Annotated in this window: 22 protein-coding genes; 16 read left to right on the top strand and 6 right to left on the bottom strand. The window is 60.4% G+C overall.

Features of this window, described 5'->3' with window-relative positions; all coding sequences use genetic code 11:
- The first annotated feature begins 121 nt into the window (after nucleotides 1-121).
- The 3 genes from ACWIKB_RS21095 (at nucleotide 122) to ACWIKB_RS21085 (ending at nucleotide 3,441) form a co-directional block, all read left to right on the top strand.
- A complete protein-coding gene (locus tag ACWIKB_RS21095; protein ID WP_475269195.1) occupies nucleotides 122-1,021 on the top strand; it encodes a hydroxymethylglutaryl-CoA lyase in 900 nt (299 codons plus the stop codon).
- 643 nt (nucleotides 1,022-1,664) lie between these two features.
- Nucleotides 1,665-2,567 (top strand): LysR family transcriptional regulator, encoded by a 903-nt coding sequence (locus ACWIKB_RS21090; RefSeq protein ID WP_475269194.1) that lies wholly within the window; start codon nucleotides 1,665-1,667, stop codon nucleotides 2,565-2,567.
- A 121-nt stretch (nucleotides 2,568-2,688) separates the two neighbouring features.
- Entirely contained in the window at nucleotides 2,689-3,441 is a 753-nt protein-coding gene (locus ACWIKB_RS21085; protein WP_475269193.1) for an SDR family NAD(P)-dependent oxidoreductase, read from the top strand.
- Nucleotides 3,442-3,587: 146 nt separating this feature from the next.
- On the opposite strand, the gene ACWIKB_RS21080 is transcribed toward ACWIKB_RS21085, so the two are convergent.
- Nucleotides 3,588-5,285 (bottom strand): AMP-binding protein, encoded by a 1,698-nt coding sequence (locus ACWIKB_RS21080; protein WP_475269192.1) that lies wholly within the window; start codon nucleotides 5,283-5,285, stop codon nucleotides 3,588-3,590.
- Nucleotides 5,286-5,625: 340 nt separating this feature from the next.
- Between ACWIKB_RS21080 and ACWIKB_RS21075 the strand changes: the two genes are divergently transcribed.
- The 4 genes from ACWIKB_RS21075 (at nucleotide 5,626) to ACWIKB_RS21060 (ending at nucleotide 11,282) form a co-directional block, all read left to right on the top strand.
- The gene (locus tag ACWIKB_RS21075; RefSeq protein ID WP_403020093.1) at nucleotides 5,626-6,789 is read left to right on the top strand and encodes an isovaleryl-CoA dehydrogenase; all 1,164 of its coding nucleotides are present in this window, start codon (nucleotides 5,626-5,628) and stop codon (nucleotides 6,787-6,789) included.
- A gap of 12 nt (nucleotides 6,790-6,801) precedes the next feature.
- Nucleotides 6,802-8,409, top strand: coding sequence for a carboxyl transferase domain-containing protein (locus tag ACWIKB_RS21070; RefSeq protein WP_475269190.1), 1,608 nt, complete (start codon nucleotides 6,802-6,804; stop codon nucleotides 8,407-8,409).
- Between the two features lie 108 nt (nucleotides 8,410-8,517).
- Nucleotides 8,518-9,333 carry a gamma-carboxygeranoyl-CoA hydratase gene (locus ACWIKB_RS21065; protein WP_475269189.1) on the top strand — a complete coding sequence of 272 codons (816 nt, stop codon included), beginning with the start codon at nucleotides 8,518-8,520 and terminating at the stop codon, nucleotides 9,331-9,333.
- On the top strand, nucleotides 9,333-11,282 hold the full coding sequence (locus ACWIKB_RS21060; RefSeq protein WP_475269188.1) for an acetyl/propionyl/methylcrotonyl-CoA carboxylase subunit alpha: 1,950 nt from the start codon (nucleotides 9,333-9,335) through the stop codon (nucleotides 11,280-11,282). Before ACWIKB_RS21065 ends, ACWIKB_RS21060 begins: the two co-directional genes overlap by 1 nt.
- Before the next feature lie 39 nt (nucleotides 11,283-11,321).
- Here the strand turns inward: ACWIKB_RS21060 and ACWIKB_RS21055 are convergent, their stop codons facing one another.
- The gene (locus tag ACWIKB_RS21055) at nucleotides 11,322-11,972 is read right to left on the bottom strand and encodes a LexA family protein (protein WP_475269187.1); all 651 of its coding nucleotides are present in this window, start codon (nucleotides 11,970-11,972) and stop codon (nucleotides 11,322-11,324) included.
- A 129-nt stretch (nucleotides 11,973-12,101) separates the two neighbouring features.
- Here ACWIKB_RS21055 and ACWIKB_RS21050 point away from each other — a divergent pair, with 129 nt between their 5' ends.
- Both ACWIKB_RS21050 and ACWIKB_RS21045 read left to right on the top strand, forming a co-directional pair.
- Nucleotides 12,102-12,443 (top strand): DUF6124 family protein, encoded by a 342-nt coding sequence (locus ACWIKB_RS21050; RefSeq protein WP_475269186.1) that lies wholly within the window; start codon nucleotides 12,102-12,104, stop codon nucleotides 12,441-12,443.
- A 482-nt stretch (nucleotides 12,444-12,925) separates the two neighbouring features.
- The gene (locus ACWIKB_RS21045) at nucleotides 12,926-14,077 is read left to right on the top strand and encodes a M14 family metallopeptidase (protein WP_475269184.1); all 1,152 of its coding nucleotides are present in this window, start codon (nucleotides 12,926-12,928) and stop codon (nucleotides 14,075-14,077) included.
- A 66-nt stretch (nucleotides 14,078-14,143) separates the two neighbouring features.
- Here ACWIKB_RS21045 and ACWIKB_RS21040 read toward each other — a convergent pair whose 3' ends face one another.
- Nucleotides 14,144-14,590 carry a winged helix-turn-helix transcriptional regulator gene (locus tag ACWIKB_RS21040; protein ID WP_475269183.1) on the bottom strand — a complete coding sequence of 149 codons (447 nt, stop codon included), beginning with the start codon at nucleotides 14,588-14,590 and terminating at the stop codon, nucleotides 14,144-14,146.
- 95 nt (nucleotides 14,591-14,685) lie between these two features.
- Between ACWIKB_RS21040 and ACWIKB_RS21035 the strand changes: the two genes are divergently transcribed.
- Entirely contained in the window at nucleotides 14,686-15,924 is a 1,239-nt protein-coding gene (locus ACWIKB_RS21035) for an MFS transporter (protein WP_475269182.1), read from the top strand.
- A gap of 52 nt (nucleotides 15,925-15,976) precedes the next feature.
- Here the strand turns inward: ACWIKB_RS21035 and ACWIKB_RS21030 are convergent, their stop codons facing one another.
- A complete protein-coding gene (locus ACWIKB_RS21030) occupies nucleotides 15,977-16,522 on the bottom strand; it encodes a cytochrome b (RefSeq protein ID WP_475269181.1) in 546 nt (181 codons plus the stop codon).
- Nucleotides 16,519-17,604 (bottom strand): catalase family peroxidase, encoded by a 1,086-nt coding sequence (locus tag ACWIKB_RS21025; RefSeq protein ID WP_475269180.1) that lies wholly within the window; start codon nucleotides 17,602-17,604, stop codon nucleotides 16,519-16,521. The genes ACWIKB_RS21030 and ACWIKB_RS21025 overlap by 4 nt, the downstream gene beginning before the upstream one ends.
- Nucleotides 17,605-17,760: 156 nt before the next feature.
- On the opposite strand from ACWIKB_RS21025, the gene ACWIKB_RS21020 reads away from it, so the two are divergent.
- Together ACWIKB_RS21020 and ACWIKB_RS21015 are read left to right on the top strand one after the other, a co-directional pair.
- A complete protein-coding gene (locus ACWIKB_RS21020) occupies nucleotides 17,761-18,267 on the top strand; it encodes a sigma-70 family RNA polymerase sigma factor (protein WP_054614089.1) in 507 nt (168 codons plus the stop codon).
- On the top strand, nucleotides 18,264-19,016 hold the full coding sequence (locus tag ACWIKB_RS21015; protein ID WP_475269178.1) for an anti-sigma factor family protein: 753 nt from the start codon (nucleotides 18,264-18,266) through the stop codon (nucleotides 19,014-19,016). The genes ACWIKB_RS21020 and ACWIKB_RS21015 overlap by 4 nt, the downstream gene beginning before the upstream one ends.
- Nucleotides 19,017-19,137: 121 nt before the next feature.
- Here ACWIKB_RS21015 and ACWIKB_RS21010 read toward each other — a convergent pair whose 3' ends face one another.
- Nucleotides 19,138-19,974: an IclR family transcriptional regulator gene (locus ACWIKB_RS21010; RefSeq protein ID WP_475269177.1), complete on the bottom strand. Its 837-nt coding sequence runs from the start codon at nucleotides 19,972-19,974 to the stop codon at nucleotides 19,138-19,140.
- A gap of 245 nt (nucleotides 19,975-20,219) precedes the next feature.
- On the opposite strand from ACWIKB_RS21010, the gene ACWIKB_RS21005 reads away from it, so the two are divergent.
- The 4 genes from ACWIKB_RS21005 to ACWIKB_RS20990 are packed head-to-tail and all read left to right on the top strand — an operon-like array spanning nucleotide 20,220 to nucleotide 23,204.
- Nucleotides 20,220-21,239 carry an ABC transporter ATP-binding protein gene (locus ACWIKB_RS21005; RefSeq protein WP_475269176.1) on the top strand — a complete coding sequence of 340 codons (1,020 nt, stop codon included), beginning with the start codon at nucleotides 20,220-20,222 and terminating at the stop codon, nucleotides 21,237-21,239.
- Nucleotides 21,236-22,105 (top strand): ABC transporter permease, encoded by an 870-nt coding sequence (locus ACWIKB_RS21000; RefSeq protein ID WP_475269175.1) that lies wholly within the window; start codon nucleotides 21,236-21,238, stop codon nucleotides 22,103-22,105. Before ACWIKB_RS21005 ends, ACWIKB_RS21000 begins: the two co-directional genes overlap by 4 nt.
- A 6-nt stretch (nucleotides 22,106-22,111) precedes the next feature.
- The gene (locus ACWIKB_RS20995; RefSeq protein ID WP_475269174.1) at nucleotides 22,112-22,906 is read left to right on the top strand and encodes an ABC transporter permease; all 795 of its coding nucleotides are present in this window, start codon (nucleotides 22,112-22,114) and stop codon (nucleotides 22,904-22,906) included.
- A 7-nt stretch (nucleotides 22,907-22,913) separates the two neighbouring features.
- Complete coding sequence (locus ACWIKB_RS20990; RefSeq protein WP_475269173.1) at nucleotides 22,914-23,204, top strand: (2Fe-2S)-binding protein; 291 nt, start codon at nucleotides 22,914-22,916, stop codon at nucleotides 23,202-23,204.
- Nucleotides 23,205-23,787: the final 583 nt, after the last annotated feature.

The following is a 23,787-nucleotide window of genomic DNA, read 5'->3' as shown; positions in this document are numbered from 1 at the left end:
CTTGCTCGCGAAAGCGGTTTCACATTCAACATTGATGTTGGCTGATAGACCGCCTTCGCGAGCAAGCCCGCTCCCACAAGGGTGCTGCGAACATTCCGACAATTACAACAGGTCCATCACCATGTCCCTCCCCACCCACGTACGCCTGATCGAAGTCGGCCCCCGCGACGGTCTGCAAAACGAAGCCCAGCCCATTAGCGTCGCGGACAAGGTGCGACTGGTCGACGCCTTGAGCGCCGCCGGCCTGGGCTATATAGAAGTCGGCAGTTTCGTTTCGCCCAAGTGGGTGCCGCAAATGGCCGGCTCCGCCGAGGTCTTCGCGCAGATCCAGCGCAAGCCCGGCGTGACCTACGGTGCACTGGCGCCGAACCTGCGCGGCTTTGAAGACGCCATCGCAGCCGGGGTCAAGGAAGTCGCGGTGTTCGCCGCCGCGTCCGAAGCGTTTTCCCAGCGCAATATCAATTGCTCGATCAGCGAAAGCCTGGCGCGGTTCGTGCCGATCATGGACGCCGCCAAGCAACACGGCGTGAGCGTGCGCGGTTACGTGTCATGTGTGCTGGGCTGCCCTTACGAAGGTCACGTCGCGCCGGAGCAAGTCGCCCTGGTCGCCCGTGAGCTCTACGCCATGGGCTGCTATGAAGTCTCCCTCGGTGACACCATCGGCACCGGCACCGCAGGCGCGGCCCGCCGGATGTTCGAAGTGGTCTCGGCCGATGTGCCACGGGAAAAACTGGCCGGTCACTTCCACGACACCTACGGCCAAGCCATGGCCAACATCTACGCCAGCCTGCTGGAAGGCATTGCGGTGTTCGACAGCTCTATCGCCGGCCTCGGCGGTTGCCCGTATGCCAAAGGCGCCAGCGGTAACGTTGCCACCGAAGACGTGGTGTACCTGCTCAACGGCCTCGGCATCGAGACCGGAATCGACCTGGACGCCTTGATTCTGGCGGGCCAACAAATTTGCACCGTGCTGGGACGCCCGACCGGTTCGCGCGTGGCCAAGGCTCGCAGCGCCCAGTGAGGGCGCGGTTGTGTCCGGGTGTTACCGCTGTGTCTGGAGTGCGGGTACAAAACGAGTAACACGGAAACAAATTGTCGGGTTTGAGCTGATCGAAAAATATCGATAAAACATAACTTACTGATTTATAACGATATTTTAAAGTTGGCACGGCTCCTGCTATCTCTATTGCATAACAAGAACAAAAAAAGCGGCAAACCTAATAAAAATAAGACGTAACGACTCTGACATAACAAAAACAACACGGCAGAGACGCAGCTAACAGATTTTTTTGGAGAAGGTGTGCTTTTCAGGGTGCTTTTCGGAGTAACCCGCAACCGGGCAGAGAACAATAAAACTACCTTCAGGTAGCTCCCGAACTGGTTGGATCGCTTGGCGAAAAAGTAGATCAGCGCTCAAAAAAATACGTTTGCTCTTGATCCCGGATGGGGATCGACAAAAACAGCGGTAAAGGGCCACGGTTGCCAAAAACAACAACAGACCGCCCCTCAATAATAAAAAAAGAGCACGCGCAACGACAAATTAAAGGGGAGCTTCGGCTCCCCTTTGTGCTTTCTGGGGTTTACCCCCGCCCTGCCTGATCTACATTCCTGCTGCCCTCGGTTTGCCGTTATTCTCTGGTTTTTTCCCGGGAATACCGACGCTTATGGACATGTTCCAGGCCATGCAGATTTACACCCAAGTGGTCGACACCGGCAGTTTCAAGAATGCCGCCGACGCCCTGCAACTGCATCGTCCGGCCATTACCAAAGCCATCCAGCAACTGGAAAAAACCCTCGAAGTCCGCCTGCTCAACCGCACCACGCGCAAAATCAGCATGACCGCCGAAGGCGAGCGCTTCTATGACCAGTGCTCGAAAATCCTCGGCGACGTCGCCTCGACCCTGGCCACGTTTTCCCATGACGCCGAAAGCCCGAGAGGAAAACTGCGCCTGGACTTGCCGGTCACACTGGCCAAAGAAGTGATCATCCTGGCCCTGCCGGCCTTTCGTGAACGTTATCCAGACATTGAACTGGTGGTGGGCTGCGGTGATCAGGCCGTCGACATGATCAATGAAGGTATTGATTGTGTGGTCCGTCTGGGCGAACTGTCCGACTCCAGCAGTATTGCCAAGCGCATCGGCGCGGTCCCCATGTTGACGTGTGCGTCGCCGGCTTATCTGGCGCGCGAAGGGATGCCGACACAGCTTTCGGACCTGAACCGGCATCTGGCGGTGAATTACTTTTCCGGGCCCACGCGAAAAATCATGGACTGGCAATTCTGCATCGACGGTGAAACGGTGCTCATCCGTTTGAAAAGCGGGATTCAGGTCAATGATTCCGAGGCGTTTCTTGCCTGCGGCCTGGCGGGACTGGGTCTGGTGCACGGGTTGCAGTTGTCTTTGCAGCCGTTTCTGGACAGCGGCGAGTTGGTGCCGGTATTGCCGGAATTGAAGGCGCTGCCCAAACCGATTTCGGTGCTGTACCCCAACAAACGCTATCTGGCGCCCAAGGTCCGGGTGTTCATCGATTGGCTGAGCGAACTGCTCCAGCACAAGGGGCTGAGCTGAACCATTGTTATTTTTCTGATAACAATGAAAACCCGTAACAGCTATTTTTCTTTCCAATCCGGCCGCCTATCGTTCGCCCCATCGGTGCCCTCTGCACCAGGATCTTTCGAATGGAGGCCTTATGGACCTGAAACTCAACGGCAAGACCGCCCTGGTCACTGGCGCCAGCATGGGGCTGGGCCGCGCCATCTGCAAAACCCTCGCCGCTGAAGGCGTCCAGGTCATGGGCGTGGCCCGCAGCGGCGATCTGCTGCAAAGCCTGGTCGAAGAAGTCTGGGCCGAGGGTGGTGTCGTACCGCTGACCCTGAATCAGGACTTCGTCGCCCCCGACGCGCCTCGACGCATTGCCGCCGCCGCGCTGGAGCGCCTGCAGCATGTCGACATTCTGATCAACTGTGCCGGCGGCAGTCGTCCGATGGCCATCGATGCGCCGGAAAGTGAATGGATTGAGGGCATGCCCCTGAATTTCGACCGTCATCGGCAATTGACCCAGCAATTGCTCGCGCAGTTCATCGAGCGCAGAAGCGGCACGATCATCAACATCAGCGGCAACCTGGAGCCGGAAGTGGTGAACGCCGCCATCGTTGCCAAGGCCGGGCTGGTGGCGTGGTCCAAAGGGCTTTCCGAGCAACTGGGCCAATACGGCGTCACGGTCAATTGCGTACAGCCGGGCCTGATCGACACCGCGCAAATCCGCCGCCTCTACCCCGGCGACGCCCGACGAGAGTTCGCCGAACGCAACATCGCACTCGGCGATTTCGGTGAGCCGATTGACGTGGCCAACGCCGTGACCTTCCTCGCCTCGCCCCTCGCGCACTACATCACCGGGACCATCGTGACCGTAGACGGCGGCATGCGCGGTTACTCGTTCTGATCGGATTCAAGGAGATTTCCATTCGCCTTCGACCCATATTCCCTTGTGGGAGCGGGCTTGCTCGCGAAAGCGGTGTGTCAGTCAAAGTAATGTCAACTGACCCGACGCCTTCGCGAGCAAGCCCGCTCCCACAAGGGGGGTTGGGGTTAGGCGTTGTTTTCGCGGAGCTCCTCGATGCTGATTTCACGCATCCGGAATTTCTGGATCTTGCCGGTCACGGTCATCGGAAATTCTTCCACGAATTTGAAGTAACACGGCGTCTTGAAGTGCGCGATGCGCGACTTGCACCAGGTTTTCAGCTCTTCTTCGGTCGCGCTGTGGCCGGGGTGAAACTTGATCCAGGCGACGATCTCTTCGCCGTAGCGCGAGCAGGGAATGCCGATCACTTGCACATCCGCTACCGCCGGGTGGGTAAAGAAGAACTCTTCCAGCTCCCGTGGGTAAACATTCTCACCGCCGCGGATGATCATGTCCTTGTTGCGCCCGGCGATGCACACGTAGCCCTCGTCGTTCATGCTCGCCAGGTCGCCGGTGTGCATCCATCCGGCCTGATCAATCGCTTCGGCCGTGCCTTGCGGGTTGTTCCAGTAGCCAAGCATCACGCTGTAACCACGGGTGCAGAGCTCGCCAATCGTGCCGCGCGACACCAGGTTGCCGGCCTCGTCGATGATTTTGCTTTCCAGTTGTGGCTGGGTGCGGCCGACGGTGGTGACGCGCAATTCCAGTTCGTCTGACGGACCAGTCTGCAAAGACACCGGGCTGGTTTCCGTCATGCCGTAGGCAATTTGCACTTCGCTCATGTGCATTTCATTGATGACCCGACGCATCACCTCGATCGGACACGTCGCCCCGGCCATGATCCCGGTGCGCAGGGTCGACAAATCAAAATCAGCGCGTTGCGGTTGATCGAGCATGGCGATGAACATGGTCGGTACGCCGTAGAGCGCGGTGGCTTTTTCTTCGGCGACGGTGGTCAGGGTCAGCAGCGGATCGAATGCATCGTTGGGGTAAATCATCGTGCTGCCGTGGGTGATGCAGCCGAGGTTGCCCATGACCATGCCGAAGCAGTGATACAACGGCACCGGTATCACCAGCCGATCATCGGCGCTCAGGCCCAGGCTTTCGCCGACCATGTAACCGTTATTGAGAATGTTGTAGTGACTGAGGGTCGCGCCCTTGGGGAAACCGGTGGTGCCCGAGGTGTACTGGATGTTCACCGCTTGGTCGAAATGCAGGCTCTGTTGCCGTTCGTTTAGCTGCTCGACTGAGACGCTGGCCGCAAGATCGGCCAGTTGCGACCACGGCAGGAAACCCGAGGGCGGCTGGGCGTCGAGGCTGATCACTCCGCGCAAATCCGGCAGGCGTTCGCTGTGCAATTGACCGATGGATTGCTCCGCCAAATCCGGCACCAGCCCTTGCAGCATCCCGTGATAGTCGGAGGTCTTGAAAGCCCCGGCGCAGACCAGCCATTGGCAGCCGGATTGCTTCAGTACGTATTCGAGTTCAGAGCTGCGGTAGGCCGGGTTGATATTGACCAGGATCACGCCGATTTTCGCGCTGGCGAACTGGCTGACGCACCACTGCGCACAGTTCGGCGCCCAGATGCCGAGGCGGTCGCCGGTTTTTAAACCCAGCGCCAGCAGTGCCCGGGCGTGCAAGTCCACGGTGTCGGCCAGTTGCTGCCAGGTGTAACGCAGCTGCTGATGACGCACGACCAGCGCTTCGCCGTCCGGGTACTGCGCGACCGTGTGATCGAACTTCTCACCGATGGTCATCGCCAGCAAGGCTTTGTCCTGGGAACCGCGGGTGTAGCTGCGCTGCGGGTTTGCACTGGGTTGATCCATGACGACCCCTATTGTCTTTATTTGTGGGTTGCCGACGTTCACCTGTGGGAGCGCCTGTGGCGAGGGGGCTTGCCCCCGTTTGAGTGCGTAGCACTCACAAGATCTCTGGTGTATCGGAAATCTTGGGGCTGCTTCGCAACCCAACGGGGGCAAGCCCCCTCACCACAGCCCGCTCCCACAGGGTAGGTCCGCTTTCTATCTTGAACTGGCTCTACTCTCGCTCAAGTTGACGTTAACGTAAAGGGTGATTGACAGCCATTCGTCACAGGCTTACGTTAACGTAAAGGTGAGAACCCAATCACGGCGCTCCCTACCCTACAAAAAAGCCAAAAGGTGACCCATGAGCTATCCATCCCTGAACTTTGCCCTCGGTGAAACCATCGACATGCTGCGCGATCAGGTTCAGTCCTTCGTCGCCAAAGAGATCGCCCCGCGCGCGGCTCAGATCGACATCGACAACCTGTTCCCCGCGGACCTGTGGCGCAAATTCGGTGACATGGGCCTGCTGGGCGTCACCGTGCCGGAAGAGTACGGCGGCGCTGGTCTGGGTTACCTGGCGCACGTGGTGATCATGGAAGAAATCAGCCGTGGCTCAGCCTCGGTGGCGTTGTCCTATGGCGCACATTCCAACCTTTGCGTGAACCAGATCAACCGCAACGGCAACCACGAACAGAAAACCAAATACCTGCCCAAACTCATCAGCGGCGAGCACATCGGCGCCCTGGCCATGAGCGAACCGAACGCCGGTTCCGACGTGGTCTCAATGAAACTTCGCGCTGACAAACGCGGCGACAAGTACGTGCTCAACGGCAGCAAGACCTGGATCACCAACGGCCCCGACGCCAATACCTACGTGATCTACGCCAAGACCGACCTGGAAAAAGGCCCCCACGGCATCACCGCGTTTATCGTCGAACGCGATTCCAAAGGTTTCAGCCGCAGCAACAAGTTCGACAAGCTCGGCATGCGCGGTTCCAACACCTGCGAGCTGTTCTTCGATGACGTCGAAGTGCCGGAAGAGAACATCCTCGGCGTGCTCAACGGTGGTGTGAAAGTGCTGATGAGCGGCCTCGATTACGAGCGCGTCGTGCTGTCGGGTGGCCCGACCGGGATCATGCAGGCGTGCATGGACCTGATCGTTCCGTACATCCACGACCGCAAGCAGTTTGGCCAGAGCATCGGCGAATTCCAGCTGATCCAGGGCAAAGTCGCCGACATGTACACCCAACTCAACGCCAGCCGCGCCTACCTCTACGCGGTGGCCCAAGCTTGCGAGCGTGGCGAAACCACACGCAAGGACGCTGCGGGCGTGATCCTCTACAGCGCCGAACGCGCCACGCAAATGGCCCTCGACGCGATCCAGATTCTCGGCGGCAACGGCTATATCAACGAATTCCCGGCGGGTCGTCTGCTGCGTGACGCCAAGCTGTACGAAATCGGCGCCGGCACCAGTGAGATCCGTCGCATGCTGATCGGTCGCGAACTGTTCAACGAAACCCGCTAAACGGAGCTGTCCATGGCTATCCTGCATACCCAGCTCAACCCCCGTTCGGCGGAGTTCGCCGCCAACAGCGCGGCGATGCTCACACAGGTCGACGCCCTGCACACCCTGCTCGCCCAAGTGCAGCAAGGTGGCGGCCCGAAGGCACAAGAACGCCACACCTCGCGGGGTAAATTGTTGCCCCGTGAGCGGATCAATCGCCTGCTCGATCCGGGCTCGCCATTCCTCGAAATCAGCCAACTCGCGGCTTATGCGGTGTATGGCGAGGACGTTCCAGCGGCCGGCGTGATTGCCGGGATCGGCCGTGTCGAAGGCGTCGAATGCATGATCGTCGCCAACGACGCCACGGTTAAAGGTGGCTCGTACTACCCGCTGACCGTGAAAAAACACCTGCGCGCCCAGACCATCGCCCAGCAAAACCGTTTGCCGTGCATCTATCTGGTGGACTCCGGCGGCGCCAACCTGCCGCGTCAGGATGAAGTGTTTCCGGACCGCGAGCACTTCGGGCGGATCTTCTTCAACCAGGCCAACATGAGCGCCATGGGCATTCCGCAAATTGCCGTGGTGATGGGCTCGTGCACCGCCGGCGGCGCTTATGTGCCCGCGATGGCCGACGAAGCGATCATGGTGCGCAATCAGGCAACGATTTTCCTCGCCGGCCCGCCGCTGGTGAAAGCCGCGACGGGCGAAGTGGTCAGCGCCGAAGACCTGGGCGGGGCCGATGTGCACTGCAAGATTTCCGGGGTCGCCGACCATTACGCCGAGAGCGATGAACACGCCCTCGCCCTCGCTCGACGCAGCGTTGCCAACCTCAACTGGCGCAAGCTCGGCGAGCTGCAACAACGCACACCGATTGCACCGCTGTACAGCAGCGACGAGTTGTACGGCGTGGTTTCGGCCGACGCCAAGCAGCCGTTCGATGTGCGCGAAGTGATCTCGCGGCTGGTCGATGGGTCAGTGTTCGACGAATTCAAAGCGCTGTTCGGGACCACCCTGGTGTGCGGCTTTGCCCACTTGCACGGTTACCCGATCGCGATCCTCGCCAACAACGGCATCCTGTTCGCCGAGGCCGCGCAGAAAGGCGCGCACTTTATCGAACTGGCCTGCCAGCGCGGCATTCCGTTGCTGTTCCTGCAGAACATCACCGGCTTCATGGTCGGCCAGAAATACGAGGCCGGCGGCATCGCCAAGCACGGCGCCAAACTGGTGACCGCCGTGGCGTGTGCCAAGGTGCCGAAATTCACCGTGATCATCGGTGGCAGCTTCGGCGCCGGCAACTACGGCATGTGCGGGCGGGCTTACGATCCGCGCTTCCTGTGGATGTGGCCGAATGCGCGCATTGGCGTGATGGGCGCCGAGCAAGCCGCTGGCGTGCTGGTGCAGGTCAAGCGCGAGCAGGCCGAACGCAGTGGCCAGTCTTTCAGCGCGGAACAGGAAGCCGAGATCAAGCAGCCGATTCTCGATCAGTACGAGGAGCAGGGTCACCCCTACTACTCCAGCGCACGGCTATGGGACGACGGTGTCATCGACCCGGCGCAGACCCGCGATGTACTGGCCCTGGCCTTGTCCGCGTCGCTGAACGCGCCAATCGAACCGAGCCGCTTCGGCGTGTTCCGGATGTGATGTTCTGTGGGAGCGGGCTTGTGTGGCGAGGGAGCTTGCTCCCGTTCGATTGCGCAGCAATCGCCATCCCCAGCAATCCCCCCACAAGAGTTGTGGAGACGAACCAATATGAGCGACTTCAACACCCTCGAACTGCTGACCGACCCGCGAGGTTTCGCGACCCTGTGGCTCAGCCGTGAAGAAAAGAACAACGCGTTCAACGCCGAGATGATCCGCGAACTGATCCTCGCCCTGGACAAAGTCTCGGGCGATGCCAGCCTGCGGTTCCTGCTGGTGCGCGGACGCGGCAAGCATTTCAGCGCTGGCGCCGACCTGGCCTGGATGCAGCAATCGGCCGAGCTCGATTACCACACCAACCTCGACGACGCCCGGGAACTGGCGGAGTTGATGTACAACCTCGCCAAGCTGAAAATTCCGACCTTGGCCGTGGTGCAAGGCGCGGCGTATGGCGGTGCGCTGGGCCTGATCAGTTGCTGCGACATGGCCATCGGCGCCGATGACGCGCAGTTCTGTTTGTCGGAAGTGCGCATCGGTTTGGCGCCTGCGGTGATCAGCCCGTTCGTGGTGCAAGCCATCGGCGAACGCGCAGCGCGGCGTTATGCCCTGACCGCCGAACGTTTCGGCGGGCAACGGGCGCGGGAAATCGGCTTGTTGTCGGAGAGTTATCCGGTCGCGGAACTGGAACAGAAAGTCGAGCAGTGGATCGACAATCTGTTGCTCAACAGCCCGGCGGCCATGCGCGTCAGCAAGGACTTGCTGCGTGAAGTCGGCCACGGCGGACTGACCCCGGCCCTGCGCCGCTACACCGAAAACGCCATCGCGCGCATTCGCGTCAGCCCTGAAGGTCAGGAAGGCCTGCGCGCCTTTCTGCAAAAACGTCCGCCGAACTGGCAAGCCGCAACCACCCCCAAGGAGCCGCGTTGATGAGCGCACCTGTTCTCACCACCCTGCTGGTGGCCAACCGTGGCGAGATTGCCTGCCGCGTGATGCGCACCGCCAAGGCCCTGGGCCTGACCACCGTTGCCGTGCACAGTGCCACCGACCGTGACGCCCGGCACAGCCGCGAAGCGGATATCTGCGTGGACCTGGGCGGCAGCAAGGCTGCCGACAGCTACCTGCAAATCGACAAACTGATCGCTGCGGCCAAAGCCAGCGGCGCTCAGGCGATTCATCCGGGTTATGGCTTTTTGTCCGAGAACGCCGGGTTCGCCCGCGCGATCGAAGCCGCCGGTTTGATCTTCCTCGGCCCGCCCGCCTCGGCCATCGATGCGATGGGCAGCAAATCTGCCGCCAAAGCCTTGATGGAAACCGCCGGCGTGCCGTTGGTGCCGGGCTATCACGGCGAAGCTCAGGACCTCGACACCTTCCGCGACGCCTGTGAACGCATCGGTTATCCGGTGCTGCTCAAGGCCACGGCCGGCGGCGGCGGTAAAGGCATGAAAGTGGTCGAGGACGTCAGCCAACTGGCCGAAGCTCTGGCCTCGGCCCAACGGGAAGCGCAGTCGTCGTTCGGCGATTCGCGGATGCTGGTGGAGAAGTACCTGCTCAAGCCGCGTCACGTGGAAATCCAGGTGTTTGCCGATCAACACGGTAACTGCCTATACCTAAATGAACGGGATTGCTCGATCCAGCGCCGCCATCAGAAAGTCGTCGAAGAAGCACCGGCCCCAGGCTTGAGCGCGCAACAGCGCCGGGCCATGGGTGAAGCGGCTGTGCGTTCGGCCCAAGCCATCGGTTACGTCGGCGCGGGTACGGTGGAGTTTCTGCTGGATTCGCGCGGCGAGTTCTTCTTTATGGAGATGAACACGCGCCTGCAAGTCGAACACCCGGTCACCGAAGCCATCACCGGCCTGGACCTGGTGGCCTGGCAGATTCGCGTGGCGCGGGGTGAAGCGTTGCCGATGACCCAGGCTGAAGTGCCGCTGATTGGGCACGCGATTGAGGTGCGCTTGTATGCCGAAGATCCGGGCAATGATTTCCTGCCGGCCACCGGGCGCCTGGCGTTGTATCGCGAATCGGTCGCAGGTCCGGGACGTCGCGTGGACAGTGGCGTCGAGGAAGGTGATGAGATCTCACCGTTCTACGACCCGATGCTCGGCAAGCTGATTGCCTGGGGCGAGGACCGTGAACAGGCGCGCCTGCGGTTGTTGAGCATGCTCGATGAGTTCGCTATTGGCGGGCTCAAGACCAACATCAACTTCCTGCGCCGGATCGTTGGCCATCCTGCATTCGCTGCGGCGGAGCTGGATACCGGGTTCATTCCCCGTTATCAGGAACAACTGCTGCCAGCGCCCGCCGACCTCAGCGATGAGTTCTGGCAAGCGGCGGCCCAAGGGTTTGCACAGAGTCAGCCGCCGGTGTCGCGTGCCGATGACACCAGTTCGCCTTGGGCGATCAACAGTGGTTTCCGTGCCGGGCTGCCGAAAGAAATCACCCTGCATTTGAGCTGCGAAGGCCAGGATCGCGCATTGACCCTGGGCGATGTGAGCACCGCGCAACTCAAGGGCGAACAGCTGCTGACCGAGCACGACGGCGTGCGCCGCCAGCATCGGGCGATCCGTTGTGGCGACTCTCTGTACTTGCAATGGGAAGGTGAACTGCGCCGGGTCGAAACCTACGACCCGATCGCTGCGGTCGAATCCAGTCACAGCCATCAGGGCGGCCTGACCGCGCCGATGAATGGCAGCATTGTTCGCGTGTTGGTGGAGGCCGGGCAAACGGTCGAAGCAGGGGCGCAACTGGTGGTGCTGGAAGCGATGAAAATGGAGCACAGCATTCGTGCGCCCCATGCCGGGGTGATCAAGGCGCTGTACTGCCAGGAAGGCGAGATGGTCAGCGAAGGCAGTGCGTTGGTGGAGTTGGAAGAAGCGTGAAATGAAGATCGGTCCTACGCGTCGCGAGGACCGATCTGATTAGAATTTGGCGGTTGCCTGAACCACCACGCCGATAATTCGGCACTCCTCGGTGAAAAGGGCTTTCGGATACGTCGGATTGAGCGGGACCAGGTAACGCTGCCCGCCCTCTTCGATCAGCCTGCGAAAGGTCGCCTCCGAACTGTCCGGCCACTGGGCAATCACCAGTTTTCCGGGTTCCGGCACAATGGCCGGGTCCACCAGGATCATCATGCCGTCGGCAATGCTGATGCCGGTTGGCGCGGTCATCGCGTCGCCCACCACACTCAGCCAGAAAGCCGGACCCTGGGCGTGGTAGTCGGTCAGCTCGAAGCGTTCCTCCTTGCGGTACACCGTCAGCTCACCATCGCGCAGCTGCGCCGGCTCCTTCCAGGAGCTGACCGGGTAGCGGAAGTACGGGTTGTACTTGAATGCCAGGGGCATCTCTTCCTCTTCCAGGGCGAGCGGTTCGCGGATCACCAGCGCCACTTCGAGAAAGTCCATGCCCAACGCCTTCAACACACGGTTCATGTTGACGACGCCAGGATCGCGGCGTTTGTTCAGCCAGTGGCCGACGCCGCCCTGGGACATCCCGAGGCGCTCTGCGAGTTCTTCTTGAGTGATTTTGAGTTCACTCATTTTGGCCTTGACCAATTCAATCCATTTATCCATGTGCGGCACGATACGTGGGCGCCTCCGGCCATCAAAACACAAATTGTAGTATTAAAACTCTGGTCACAAATACAGTAAGTACTAGGATGGGTTCACGGATCTGAATCTATCACGGAGTTTGTAATTACCATGACCATCCCTAGCCACGACTCGCCAGACACGCAGTTCGACACCACCTTCACCTCGCCAAAAGGCAGTGCCGCCGCACAGCGGGCGCTGGATTATTACTTGAAACCAGCTGTTTCAGAGGTGGAAGTCCAGGCGCGCTTTTTCGATGTCAACCGCAACATCAGCAGTGAAGAAGCGTTGGTGCATGCGTCCGATCTGCTGCGCTGCGCCGCCGCCACCGCACAGGAGTCAGCCGACAACCAGCAAGGTTCACAGCGGGCGCTGGCGTTTTCGGTAGTGCACATGATTGATATGGCGCAAGCGATGGTCGACCGATCCCTGGATGGCGATCAGAACGACTGAAACAGATGTGTTTTGGAGGAGGACAGGAAAGAATTTTCCAATCGTGCAGATAAAATCATTTGACTTGCAAACGAGAATGATTATTATTGCATGCAGCTGGTCGCGAGATCAGTCGATGGACCAGAGGACCTTAGGTCGGTCTCCTGGACTATCTCCTCATCAGGCTAATCACGGTTTTTGACCCGGCTTTTTGCCGGGTCTTTTTTTTGCCAGTTATTCTGGCTTTGGCTTCAGGCTAATGAAGACTGTAGGTGCTGCTAATTCGATGGCCGGCATGATATCAAAAGAATATCCGTTGGCAAGAGAGCCCCGGCAGCATTGGGCCAAACTAATGAAAAATAGCACTTGAGAATCAATCACACAGTCTCTAAGCTGCTTCGGCGTCAAGGAGGACGCCCCCCGCTTCACCCCGCATTTTTCCCCGATTCATCCCTGCCTTGCGTGTAAAGTAGCAGCCATAAAATCATAATCAGGAATCGACTATGACCGTGGCTAAATCCTCTTTCGATATCAGCGCCAACTTCGACAGCGGCAACATTGAAGTGCTGGACATCAGCAATCCGTTGCAAGCTCTTTTGGCGATCAAGCCAGACACCCGCAGCCAGCATTTCCAGTGGTTTCACTTCAAGGCAAGCGGCCTGCATGTCGGTCAAGAGCATTGGTTTCGCCTGAACAACGCCAGTAAATCCTCGTACAACAAAGCCTGGGACGGTTATCAGGCCGTGGCGTCCTACGACCACGTCAACTGGTTCCGCGTACCGACCATTTTCGAAGGCGACTGCCTGCGCTTCAGCCTCGAAGCCACGGCCACCCACGCCTGGTTTGCCTACTTCGAACCCTACAGCCGCGGTCGCCATGACTGGCTGATCGAACAGGCGCTGACCAAGGCCGGCACGCAATTGCTGGCCACCGGCAAAAGCGCCGAAGGCCGGGATATCCAGTTGCTGCGCAAAGGCAGCGGCGCCGAAGGTCAGCGCAAGGTCTGGATGATCGCGCAACAGCACCCGGGCGAGCACATGGCCGAGTGGTTCATGGAAGGCGTGATCGAACGTCTGGAAAAACATGACGATCCCCTACTGAAAAAACTCCTGACCAGTGCCGACCTGTACCTGATCCCCAACATGAACCCGGACGGCGCTTTCCACGGCCATCTGCGCACCAATGCCATGGGTCAGGACCTGAACCGCGCTTGGCAGAGCGCCAGCCAGGAAGTCAGCCCGGAAGTGCTGTTTGCTCAGCAGCAGATGGAAAAGTACGGCGTCGATCTGTTCCTCGATATCCACGGCGATGAAGAAATCCCCTACGTGTTTACCGCCGGTTGCGAAGGCAACCCGGGGTATACGCCGCGGATCGAGAAGCTCGAAACCCACTTCCGCGATCACCTGAAGCACCTGACCAAAGACTTCCAGACCAAACACGGCTACACCCGTGACTTGCCTGGTAAAGCCAACATGACCCTGGCTTGCAACAGCGTAGGTCAGAAGTTCGACTGCCTGTCGCTGACCCTGGAGATGCCGTTCAAAGACAACAACGACGCGCCGAATGCGTTGACGGGTTGGTCGGGCAAACGCTCCAAGCAGTTGGGTAAAGATGTGCTGACAACTGTTGCGGAGATGGTTGATACGTTGCGTTGATTGCTCCTTAAGATCAAAAGATCGCAGCCTTCGGCATCTCCTACGAAGGCGCGATCTGTTGATCGTTTATTCGGCGGCCAAACGCACACAATCCTCCGGCCCCAACAATCGTCCATCCTCGGCGCGCAATTCCAACGGTCGCACCGGCCGCCCCTGTTCACGATCAACCACCCGTGAATGCGCCTCCCCGGCCTCAAAGAAAAACGCCTCGCCCCACTGCCGCAAGCCGATGATCAACGGGAACAGGCCTTTGCCCTTCTCCGTCAGCACGTACTCCTGATACGCACTGCCATCCGATGCCGGCACCAGATCAAAAATCCCGTGGGCCACCAACGTGCGCAGTCGCGCCGAGAGGATGTTCTTGGCCATGCCCAAATTGCGCTGAAACTCGCCGAACCGGCGGATGCCATCGAAGGCATCGCGCACGATCAGCAACGACCACCAATCGCCAATGGCATCCAGTGACCGGGCGACCGGGCATTCGGCGCCTTCCATGCTTGTTCGTTTGACCATGATCGCGCTCGCAGACAACAAATGTGGTTGCAATATAAAACCAGCCTCCTTACCGTACAACTGGTTTTATTTTGAAACCACACCAGGAGTCTGGCATGAAGCCCAACCCTTCTTTGAACAGCAGCGTGGTGCTGCTGTTCGCTGTAGCCTGCGGACTGGCCGTCGGCAACGTGTATTACGCCCAACCGTTGCTCGATGCCATGGCCGACGCGTTTGCCATGAACCCGGCGACCATCGGCATCGTCGTCACCCTGACTCAGGTCGGTTACGGCATGGGCCTGTTGTTGCTGGTGCCGCTGGGGGATTTGCTCAATCGGCGGCGCCTGATCGTCACGCAAACGCTGTTGTCGGCAGTGGCGTTGCTGATGATCGCGTTCGCGCAAAACAGCACCTGGCTACTGATCGGCATGGCGTTGACCGGGTTGCTGGCGGTGGTGACGCAGGTGTTGGTGGCGTACGCGGCCACCTTGGCGATTCCTGCCCAACGTGGCCGCGTGGTGGGCGTGGTCACCAGCGGCATTGTCGTCGGCATTTTGCTCGCGCGCACCGTGGCCGGCGGCATGGCGGATTTGGCCGGTTGGCGTTCGATTTATCTGTTGTCGGCAGGCTTGACCCTGTTGATGGCGTTGCTGTTGTTTCGCGTGCTGCCCAAGCAAGAAGCTCCGCAAGCGGCCCACACTTACGCCGCACTAATCGGCTCGGTATTCAGTCTGTTCAAAGAAGAACCGGTGCTACGTCAACGGGCCATCCTCGCCCTGCTGACCTTCGCCAGCGCCATGGTGTTGTGGACGCCCATGGTCTTGCCCCTGAGCGCCCCGCCGCTGTCGTTGTCCCACACGCAAATCGGATTATTCGGACTGGCCGGCGCGGCTGGTGCTCTCGCGGCTGCTCGCGCGGGACACTTGTCTGATCGAGGTTTGGGTCAATGGACCAGCGGCCTGTCGCTGTTGCTGATGCTGGCTTCGTGGCTGCCTATCGCCTTCACCCAATCTTCGTTGTGGGCGTTGTTGCTTGGGGTGATCACTCTGGATTTGGGCCTGCAAGCCGTGCACGTCACTAGCCAGAGCATGATCTACAGCGTGCGGCCGGAAGCGCAAAGCCGATTGACCGCTGGGTACATGCTGTTTTATTCGATTGGTAGCGCACTCGGGTCGATTGGCTCGACGGCGATGTATGCGTGGGGTGGGTGGATGGGCGTGTGCCTGCTCGGTGCAGGGATCAACGCCGTGGCGCTGATCTATTGGTGGCGAACACTGCCCGCCAAAACAACGCAATCCTGTGGGAGCGGGCTTGCTCGCGAAGGCGGAGTGTCAGTCGACATTTCTATCGACTGACATGGCCTCTTCGCGAGCAAGCCCGCTCCCACAATGGTTCAGTGAGCTCAGGTCAACCGCGATCCTTACCCCGCAACATGCTATCCAGCACATCATCACGCCGCACCCAGCCATGAAACAGCGCCGCCGCCAGATGCAGCAGCACCGTCAGGAACAACAGATACGCCAGATACCCGTGAGCCTTGCGCAGTACCGCAAACACCTGCGCATTCGCCGGCACAATCGACGGCAACTGCAACGAACTGCTGAGCATCACCGGGTCGCCCGCCGCCGAAATCATCGCCCAGCCCAGCAGCGGCAAAATCAGCATCAGCGCATACAACAAGACATGGGACGCTTTGGCCGCCAGCACCTGCCAGCCCGGCAGGTCCACCGGCAACGGTGGTTGTTGCGTGGAGAAACGCACCGCCAGGCGTACGATCACCAACAGCAAAATCGCGATGCCCAAGGGTTTGTGCAGGTGGATCAGCCACTCATGGCGCTCGGACACCGAGGCCACCATGCCCGCGCCGATAAACAGCATCGCGATGACCATCAGTGCCATCAGCCAGTGCAGCAGTCGCGCCAGCGGGACGAAATGCTTGGGTTGGGCGCTCATTGTTGAGCCTCCTGTTTGGCGGCGGGCAACTGATTGACTTCGCTGGTGCGGCGCAAGTAGGAACTGGCGTAACCGGCGGAACGTGCGGCGAGCAACGGGTCGTCGGAACCTTCGATCCCGGCGGGCAATACCAGCGGATCGTAGTTGATGTCGCGGCATTCGCCGTTCAGTTGCGGCTGGGTCGCTTCCAGGACCAGAGTCCCGGCATTCAGGACTTTACGGCCATCGGGCCAGGCCTTGCTGGCGTCGTTCACCGGATCACCGGGGTTGGCCAGGGTGATGTTCAACTGCCAACGCAACGGCCCTGCGGAAATCCGTTGCACCAGATCTTTTTCGAGGAAATCGCTGCCTTCAGGCGCAGTGGCACCCGCCGCGTCCTTGACCACCGGGACCATGCTCCAACGCACTGCCTGCTTCTGCCCGGATGCATTCACCAGGTAAAACGCGTTGACGCTGTTGTAGGTTTCCGTCACGTAACTGGCCGACGGCTTGGCGGTTTTGATCCAGGCCAGGAATGGCCCGGCTTCCGGATGCGAACCGAAGAACGCAGGGACCAACGCAGGGTTCGGTTTACCGGTGGCCGGGTCCGGCGACTGCGCCTGTTGCAGTTGATAGAACGCCTCGGGCGTGCCCACCGGGAATACCGGCATGCTGTTCATACCGGTGCGCCACTGCTGACCATTGGCCTGGGTGAAGCGCAGCGCCAGGCTACGGATCGGCACCGCAGTGTCCGGCGCGTAAGGATTGCCGGCTGGCAGTGCGAAACGTCCGACTACCGGAGTCTGTGGCTCGTTGAACACCTGTGCGGTGGAATAGCTGCGGGCCTCGCCGCTGCTCTCGAAGTGCCCGATCACGCACACGCCTTTGGAGTGGTTACGCCGAAACCCCGGGTGCACGCCGTTGTTGGTTTCCAGCACATTGATCAGTTTTTTCGGCGTCAGGCGCTGTGGGTCGAAGGTGCCGTTGACGTAGGCAAAAGCCCCGGCCACTGCTGCGACGATCACGGCAATGCCGGCCAGGCGCAACGTCAGGCTCGCGGCACTCAAGGGTGGCCGGGTGGGCGGTGATGAGCGATCTACCATGAAAGACTCCAGGGCCATCGGCCACAAGTGAGAAGAACCAAGCAGACGCACCCCGCGCAGCTTTATTCCATCACGCCATATTTATTTTTACGGGTGTGGAATAACCTCGAGTGCCGGGCGTCTTCCTAGTCCAGCGTAGTGACTAGTCAGAAACTCATGAACGATATCGACGAACAACTGAGAGAAATCATTCCCAGATTGCGCCGGTTTGCCGTCTCGTTGACGCGCAACCCCAGCAGCGCCGACGATCTGGTCCAGGCCAGCCTGGAGCGGGCGCTCTCGAGTTGGAGCGATAAACGTCCCGACGGCGATTTGCGCGCCTGGCTGTTTTCGATTCTGTATCGCCAGTTCCTCGACGCTCACCGGCGCTCCCGGCGCTATGCGCGGATGCTCGAATTCTTTACCGGCCGTGACGATGCGCACCCCTCGGCCGAGCGCAGCGTGATTGCCCAAACCACCCTGCAAGCCTTCGATCAGCTCAACACCGAACAGCGCGCCCTGCTGCTATGGGTGTCGGTGGAAGGCCTGACCTATAAAGAGGTCGCCGAGATTCTCGGCGTCCCGACTGGCACCGTGATGTCCCGCCTGTCCCGCGCCCGCCAGGCCTTGCGCGAACTCAGCGACGGCGAAATCAGCCGCCCTTCTCTGCGGAGACTCAAATGATCAGCATGCCCCCAAGCGAGCGTGACCTGCACGCCTACGTCGATCACCAACTCAGCGACGCCGACCGACGTCTGGTGGAGACTTTTCTTGCGACTAACACCGACATTTCCGAGCAGGTACGCGCCTGGCAGCACGACGCCCAGCAACTGCGCGCGGCCCTCGGCGGTGCGTTACAGCAACCGGTCAACCCGGAGCTTGATCCGGCGCTGATTCGCCAGCGCCTCAAGCGCCAGTCCCGACGTCATCTGGCCAGCGCGGCGGTGTTGCTGATTGCAGTCGGCATTGGCGGGATCAGTGGCTGGCAGGCGCGGGAGATGACCCTTCTCAGCACCCAGGCGCCGATGGCCGATGCGATGCAGGCCTACCGGTTGTTTGCCCAGCAAGGCATGTTGCCGGCGGATTACAAGGTCAGCGATGACGGCGATATTCAGGGCTGGCTCGACCGTTACTTCACCCAGGCCCATCGCTTGCCGGATCTGGCGAGTGCCGGGTTCAAACCGGTCAGCGGACGCTTGCTCAGCACCGAGCAAGGGCCGGCGGCGATGGTGGTCTACGAAGACCAAGGCGGGCACAAGATAAGTTTCTACGTGCGGCCGCCGGGGCCGAAGAACTACTTATTGCCACGGGGCAGTCGCAGTGATGGGGAATTGCAGGCCGAGTACTGGTCGGGTGCCGGGTACAACTACGCGATTGTCAGCCCGAGCGATACGGCGGCGGCGCGGATGCTCAAGCAAACCGTACAGTTCTAACCACAACAAAAATCCCCCTGTGGGAGCGGGCTTGCTCGCGAATGCGGTGTGTCAGTCGGCAACTATGTGTCTGACACACCGCATTCGCGAACAAGCCCGCTCCCACAGGGGATCTATGTACTCAGTTCTGACCGAAGACTTGCGAAGGCCGCCGCAGCAAAGGATCAAACGGATTAATCCGCGGCCCGATCAACGCCGCTTCCCGCTTGAGCATTTCCACCACCGTCGGCAATCGATCCGGCCCTAGCCGATCACTCACGGTGGCCACGCTCAACGCCGCCACCGCGCGACCGTCGCGGTCCAGAATCGGCACCGCCACCCCGGCCATGCCTTGCAACACGCCGGTATTGCGCCCGGCATACCCGAGCGCCCGCACGTTCTCGACTTCCGAACGCAGGAACACCTCGTCATACAAATGGAAATCCTTGAGCCGCGGCAGGTTGTAGTGAATCACCGTGTCCCGCTCCTCTTCCGGCAGAAACGCCAGAATCGCCAAACTGCCCTGCCCAACACCCAACGCCACACGCCCGCCGATGTCGCCGGTAAAAGTACGGATCGGAAACGGCCCTTCACTGCGATCCAGACAGATCGCATCAAACCCGCTGCGCGCCAGCAAAAACAATGAATCCCCCAACGATGCCGACAACCGCAGCAACGCCGGGCGCGCCAGTTCCCGCAGGTTGCCGGTATTGCCAGCACGCGCCGCCAGGGCGAAGAAATCCAGGCTCAGACGATAGCGTTTGCTGCGCGCGTCCTGTTCGACCATGCCCTCGTCCATCAGGCTGCGCAGCAAACGATGCGTCGTCGGTTGCGACAAACCGATGCGCTGGGCCAGTTGCGTCACGCGCTCGCCGCCCTCGACCGTATCACCGAGGCTGCGCAGCACCGCAAACAGCCGGGAGACGGCGCCGACACCGACTTCATTTTTGTTTTCATTCCGCTCAATGGAATCAGGCATGGGTTTTCTCGACTAAAAAATTTACTCACTGAATGAAACTGAAAATAGTCATCGCTTCAGTGAAATAGGCCATTGAGCCCATCCTATTCTTCGTCCTACTCTGCGTCCATACAGGGGCGATTCGAACAACAGCGGCAGCCGACCCACGTCGAGCGCCAACGCACCCCGCATCATCCTTTCGTATCTGCCCATACAAAAAAGCGCGCCTTCAGGCCGCGCATAACAATCTCAGGTGGAGCGCAGCTATGGCATTCGTGCAACTTGAAAACCTCGGTAAACGCTACGGCGAAATCGACGCCGTCGTCGCCACCAACCTCTCGGTGGAGAAAGGCGAGTTCGTCTCCCTGCTCGGCCCTTCCGGTTGCGGCAAAACCACCACGCTGCAAATGATTGCCGGCTTCGTTGAAGTCAGCAGCGGACGCATCGTGCTCGACGGTCGCGACATCACCCACGCCAAACCCGCCAGTCGTGGCCTGGGCGTGGTGTTCCAGAGCTATGCGTTGTTCCCGCACATGAGCGTGCAAGACAACGTCGCCTTCGGCTTGCGGATGCGCAAAGTACCCAACGCCGAGTTGCAGCAGCGGGTAGATCGAGTGCTGAAACTGGTGCGCCTCGACCAGCACGCCGAGCGTTATCCTCGGGAATTGTCCGGTGGCCAGCGTCAGCGCGTGGCATTGGCCCGCGCGCTGGTGATCGAGCCGCCGGTGCTGCTGCTCGACGAGCCGCTGTCCAACCTCGACGCCAACCTGCGCGAAGAGATGCAGTTCGAGATCCGCCGCATTCAGCGCGAAGTCGGGATCACCACGCTGATGGTCACCCACGACCAGTCCGAAGCGCTGTCCATCAGCGATCGCGTGGTGGTGATGCAGGCCGGGCGCATCACCCAGATCGACGCGCCGTACACCCTTTACGAACACCCGCGTACCGAGTTCATTTCCGGGTTCGTCGGCAAAGCCAACCTGTTGCCCGGCGAGCGTGACAGTGCCGGCGTGGTCCAGGTGCGCAGCGGCGGCGACCTGACCCTGAGCCTGCGCCCGGAAAAAATCGATCTGCGGGACGCCGGCCAGGGTCGCTTGCCAGGCAACATCGTCAGCCGATTTTTCCTCGGCAGCCAATGGCTGTACGGGGTTTCGACGACCCTCGGCGAACTCAGCGTGGTACGCCGCAACGACGGCTCGGCACCGCTGGCCGAAGGCACGGCGGTGGGCCTGGACTGGGACGCGGCGCTGCTGCGGGTGCTGACCGTGGACGAGGTGTCGGCATGAGTCTGCTCGCCTCGATCCGCCGAGGACGCCAAGGCTATTTATTGTCTGCACCGGCGCTGGCGTTGTATGTGTGCCTGCTGGTCATTCCGTTGCTGCTGACGCTGGTGCTGTCGTTCAACGTGTTCGACTACAGCTCGGGGATCAACGGTGACGCCTACACCCTCGATCACTACAGCAGCCTGCTCGGTGATCCGTACTTCTACGAAATCTTTCTGCGCACGTTCTGGATCAGCGGCCTGACCACTCTGTTATGCGTGCTGATCGGTGTTCCCGAGGCCTACATCCTCAGCCGCATGGGCGCGCCGTGGCGTTCGATTTTCCTGATCCTGATCCTCACCCCGCTGTTGATTTCGGTGGTGGTGCGCGCCTTCGGCTGGAGCCTGTTGCTCGGCGCCGATGGCCTGGTCAACCAGACCCTGCAGGCCTTCGGTGGCTCGCCAATGAAGCTGCTCTACACGCCATTCGCCGTGGTGATTGCGCTGGTCCACGTAATGCTGCCGTTCATGATCATTCCGGTCTGGACCTCATTGCAGAAACTCGACCCGGCTGCCGAGCAAGCCGCGCTATCGCTGGGCGCCAGCCACCTCACGGTGATGCGCAAAGTGGTGTTGCCGCAAATCATGCCCGGCGTGTTGTCCGGCACCTTGATCGTGTTCGGCCTCGCTGCCAGTTCCTTTGCGATTCCCGGATTGCTCGGCGGACGTCGCTTGAAAATGGTCGCGACGCTGATCTACGACCAATACCTGTCGGAGCTGAACTGGCCGATGGGCGCTGCGATTGCCGTGGCCCTGCTGCTGCTCAACCTGCTGATCATGCTGTCGTGGAACCGGATGATCGAAGGCCGCTACAAGAAGTCATTGGGATAACTCGTCATGTCCAAGAACGGTCCTTTCGCCCTGCTGTTTCATGCCCTGGTGGTGCTGTTCATGCTCGCACCGCTGGTGGTCGTGTGCCTGGTGGCCTTCACCCCGGAAAACACCCTGAGCCTGCCCACCACGCACTTTTCCCTGCGCTGGTTTCGCGCAGTGTTCGAGCGGGCTGATTTTGTCGATGCGTTTTACAACAGCCTGATCCTGGCGTTCTGCGCCGCGAGCTTGGCGACGCTGATTGCGGTGCCGGCGGCGTTGGCCATCACCCGTTATGAGTTTCCCGGACGCGGATTTTTCAATGGTTTGTTCCTGTCGCCGATCATCATTCCGCACCTGGTACTGGGGGTGGCGTTGCTGCGTCTGTTTGCGCTGATGGGCGTGAATGGCAGCTTCGGCTGGCTGATCTTCGCCCATGTGTTGGTGATCACGCCGTATGTGTTGCGGCTGGTGCTGGCCTCGGCGATTGGCCTGGATCGCAGCGCTGAACACGCCGCGCAATCCTTGGGCGCCGGGCGCTTCACGTTGTTCAAGCAAATCACTTTGCCGATGATTTTGCCGGGGGTAGCCGGGGGTTGGTTGCTGGCGTTTATCAACAGTTTTGATGAGGTGACGTTGTCGATTTTCGTCACCTCGCCGGCCACGCAGACGCTGCCGGTGCGGATGTACGTGTACGCCACTGAATCCATCGACCCGATGATGGCGGCGGTATCGGCACTGGTGATCGGCCTGACGGCGTTGACGATGATTCTGCTCGACCGGGTCTATGGCCTGGATCGGGTTCTGGTAGGCAAACAATGAGGGCGCCATGGCTCTGCTGAAACGACTGGCCGAAGGCGACCGCCCGGCCCTGGACTTCGTCCTCGACGGCCAACCGGCCACCGCGCTGCTAGGCGACACCGTACTGACCGCGGTGCTGACCTGCAGCGATCACCTGCGCGGCAGCGACTTCAGCGCGCAGCCACGCGCCGGTTTCTGCCTGATGGGCGCGTGCCAGGATTGCTGGGTGCGCCTGGGCGACGGCCGCCGCGTGCGGGCCTGCTCGACCCTGCTCGAACCCGGCCAACAGATCAACCGCGAACCGGGGCGCGTCTTATGAACACATCTACAACTTGTGGGAGCGAGCTTGCTCGCGAAAGCGTCGTGTCAGCCACCATCTCTATCGAATGTGTCGCCCCCTTCGCGAGCAAGCCCGCTCCCACAGGGGTTTTGCGTCGATCACAAATATTGCAGCCCACCGAGAACCACTGTGGGAGCGAGCCTGCTCGCGAAAGCATTCTGTCAGCCGCCATCCCTTTTGAATGTGCCGCCCCCTTCGCGAGCAAGCCCGCTCCCACAGGGGTTTTGCGTCGATCACAAATATTGCAGCCAACCGAGAACCACTGTGGGAGCGAGCCTGCTCGCGAAAGCATTCTGTCAGCCGCCATCCCTTTTGAATGTACCGCCCTCTTCGCGAGCAAGCTCGCTCCCACAAGGGTTCTGCGTCGTTCACAAACATTGCAGCCCACCGAGAACCACTGTGGGAGCGAGCCTGCTCGCGATAGCAATCTGTCAGCCACCATCCCTTTTGAATGTGCCGCCCCTTTCGCGAGCAAGCTCGCTCCCACAAGGGTTCTGCGTCATTCACAAACATTGCAGCTTACCGAGAACCACTGTGGGAGCGAGCTTGCTCGCGATAGCGA

Source organism: Pseudomonas sp. 5Vm1k (assembly GCF_056161485.1).
This window is presented reverse-complemented; position numbering and strand designations above follow the sequence as displayed.

Coding starts and splice junctions, on each gene's coding strand:
- ACWIKB_RS21030 (WP_475269181.1), bottom strand. CDS start 16,522: ATGAGCGCCCAACCCAAGCATTTCGTCCCGCTGGCGCGACTGCTGCAC.
- ACWIKB_RS21075 (WP_403020093.1), top strand. CDS start 5,626: ATGAGCTATCCATCCCTGAACTTTGCCCTCGGTGAAACCATCGACATG.
- ACWIKB_RS20990 (WP_475269173.1), top strand. CDS start 22,914: ATGGCTCTGCTGAAACGACTGGCCGAAGGCGACCGCCCGGCCCTGGAC.
- ACWIKB_RS21060 (WP_475269188.1), top strand. CDS start 9,333: ATGAGCGCACCTGTTCTCACCACCCTGCTGGTGGCCAACCGTGGCGAG.
- ACWIKB_RS20995 (WP_475269174.1), top strand. CDS start 22,112: ATGTCCAAGAACGGTCCTTTCGCCCTGCTGTTTCATGCCCTGGTGGTG.
- ACWIKB_RS21050 (WP_475269186.1), top strand. CDS start 12,102: ATGACCATCCCTAGCCACGACTCGCCAGACACGCAGTTCGACACCACC.
- ACWIKB_RS21070 (WP_475269190.1), top strand. CDS start 6,802: ATGGCTATCCTGCATACCCAGCTCAACCCCCGTTCGGCGGAGTTCGCC.
- ACWIKB_RS21015 (WP_475269178.1), top strand. CDS start 18,264: ATGATCAGCATGCCCCCAAGCGAGCGTGACCTGCACGCCTACGTCGAT.
- ACWIKB_RS21040 (WP_475269183.1), bottom strand. CDS start 14,590: ATGGTCAAACGAACAAGCATGGAAGGCGCCGAATGCCCGGTCGCCCGG.
- ACWIKB_RS21035 (WP_475269182.1), top strand. CDS start 14,686: ATGAAGCCCAACCCTTCTTTGAACAGCAGCGTGGTGCTGCTGTTCGCT.
- ACWIKB_RS21085 (WP_475269193.1), top strand. CDS start 2,689: ATGGACCTGAAACTCAACGGCAAGACCGCCCTGGTCACTGGCGCCAGC.
- ACWIKB_RS21090 (WP_475269194.1), top strand. CDS start 1,665: ATGGACATGTTCCAGGCCATGCAGATTTACACCCAAGTGGTCGACACC.
- ACWIKB_RS21080 (WP_475269192.1), bottom strand. CDS start 5,285: ATGGATCAACCCAGTGCAAACCCGCAGCGCAGCTACACCCGCGGTTCC.
- ACWIKB_RS21010 (WP_475269177.1), bottom strand. CDS start 19,974: ATGCCTGATTCCATTGAGCGGAATGAAAACAAAAATGAAGTCGGTGTC.
- ACWIKB_RS21095 (WP_475269195.1), top strand. CDS start 122: ATGTCCCTCCCCACCCACGTACGCCTGATCGAAGTCGGCCCCCGCGAC.
- ACWIKB_RS21005 (WP_475269176.1), top strand. CDS start 20,220: ATGGCATTCGTGCAACTTGAAAACCTCGGTAAACGCTACGGCGAAATC.
- ACWIKB_RS21020 (WP_054614089.1), top strand. CDS start 17,761: ATGAACGATATCGACGAACAACTGAGAGAAATCATTCCCAGATTGCGC.
- ACWIKB_RS21045 (WP_475269184.1), top strand. CDS start 12,926: ATGACCGTGGCTAAATCCTCTTTCGATATCAGCGCCAACTTCGACAGC.
- ACWIKB_RS21000 (WP_475269175.1), top strand. CDS start 21,236: ATGAGTCTGCTCGCCTCGATCCGCCGAGGACGCCAAGGCTATTTATTG.
- ACWIKB_RS21025 (WP_475269180.1), bottom strand. CDS start 17,604: ATGGTAGATCGCTCATCACCGCCCACCCGGCCACCCTTGAGTGCCGCG.
- ACWIKB_RS21065 (WP_475269189.1), top strand. CDS start 8,518: ATGAGCGACTTCAACACCCTCGAACTGCTGACCGACCCGCGAGGTTTC.
- ACWIKB_RS21055 (WP_475269187.1), bottom strand. CDS start 11,972: ATGGATAAATGGATTGAATTGGTCAAGGCCAAAATGAGTGAACTCAAA.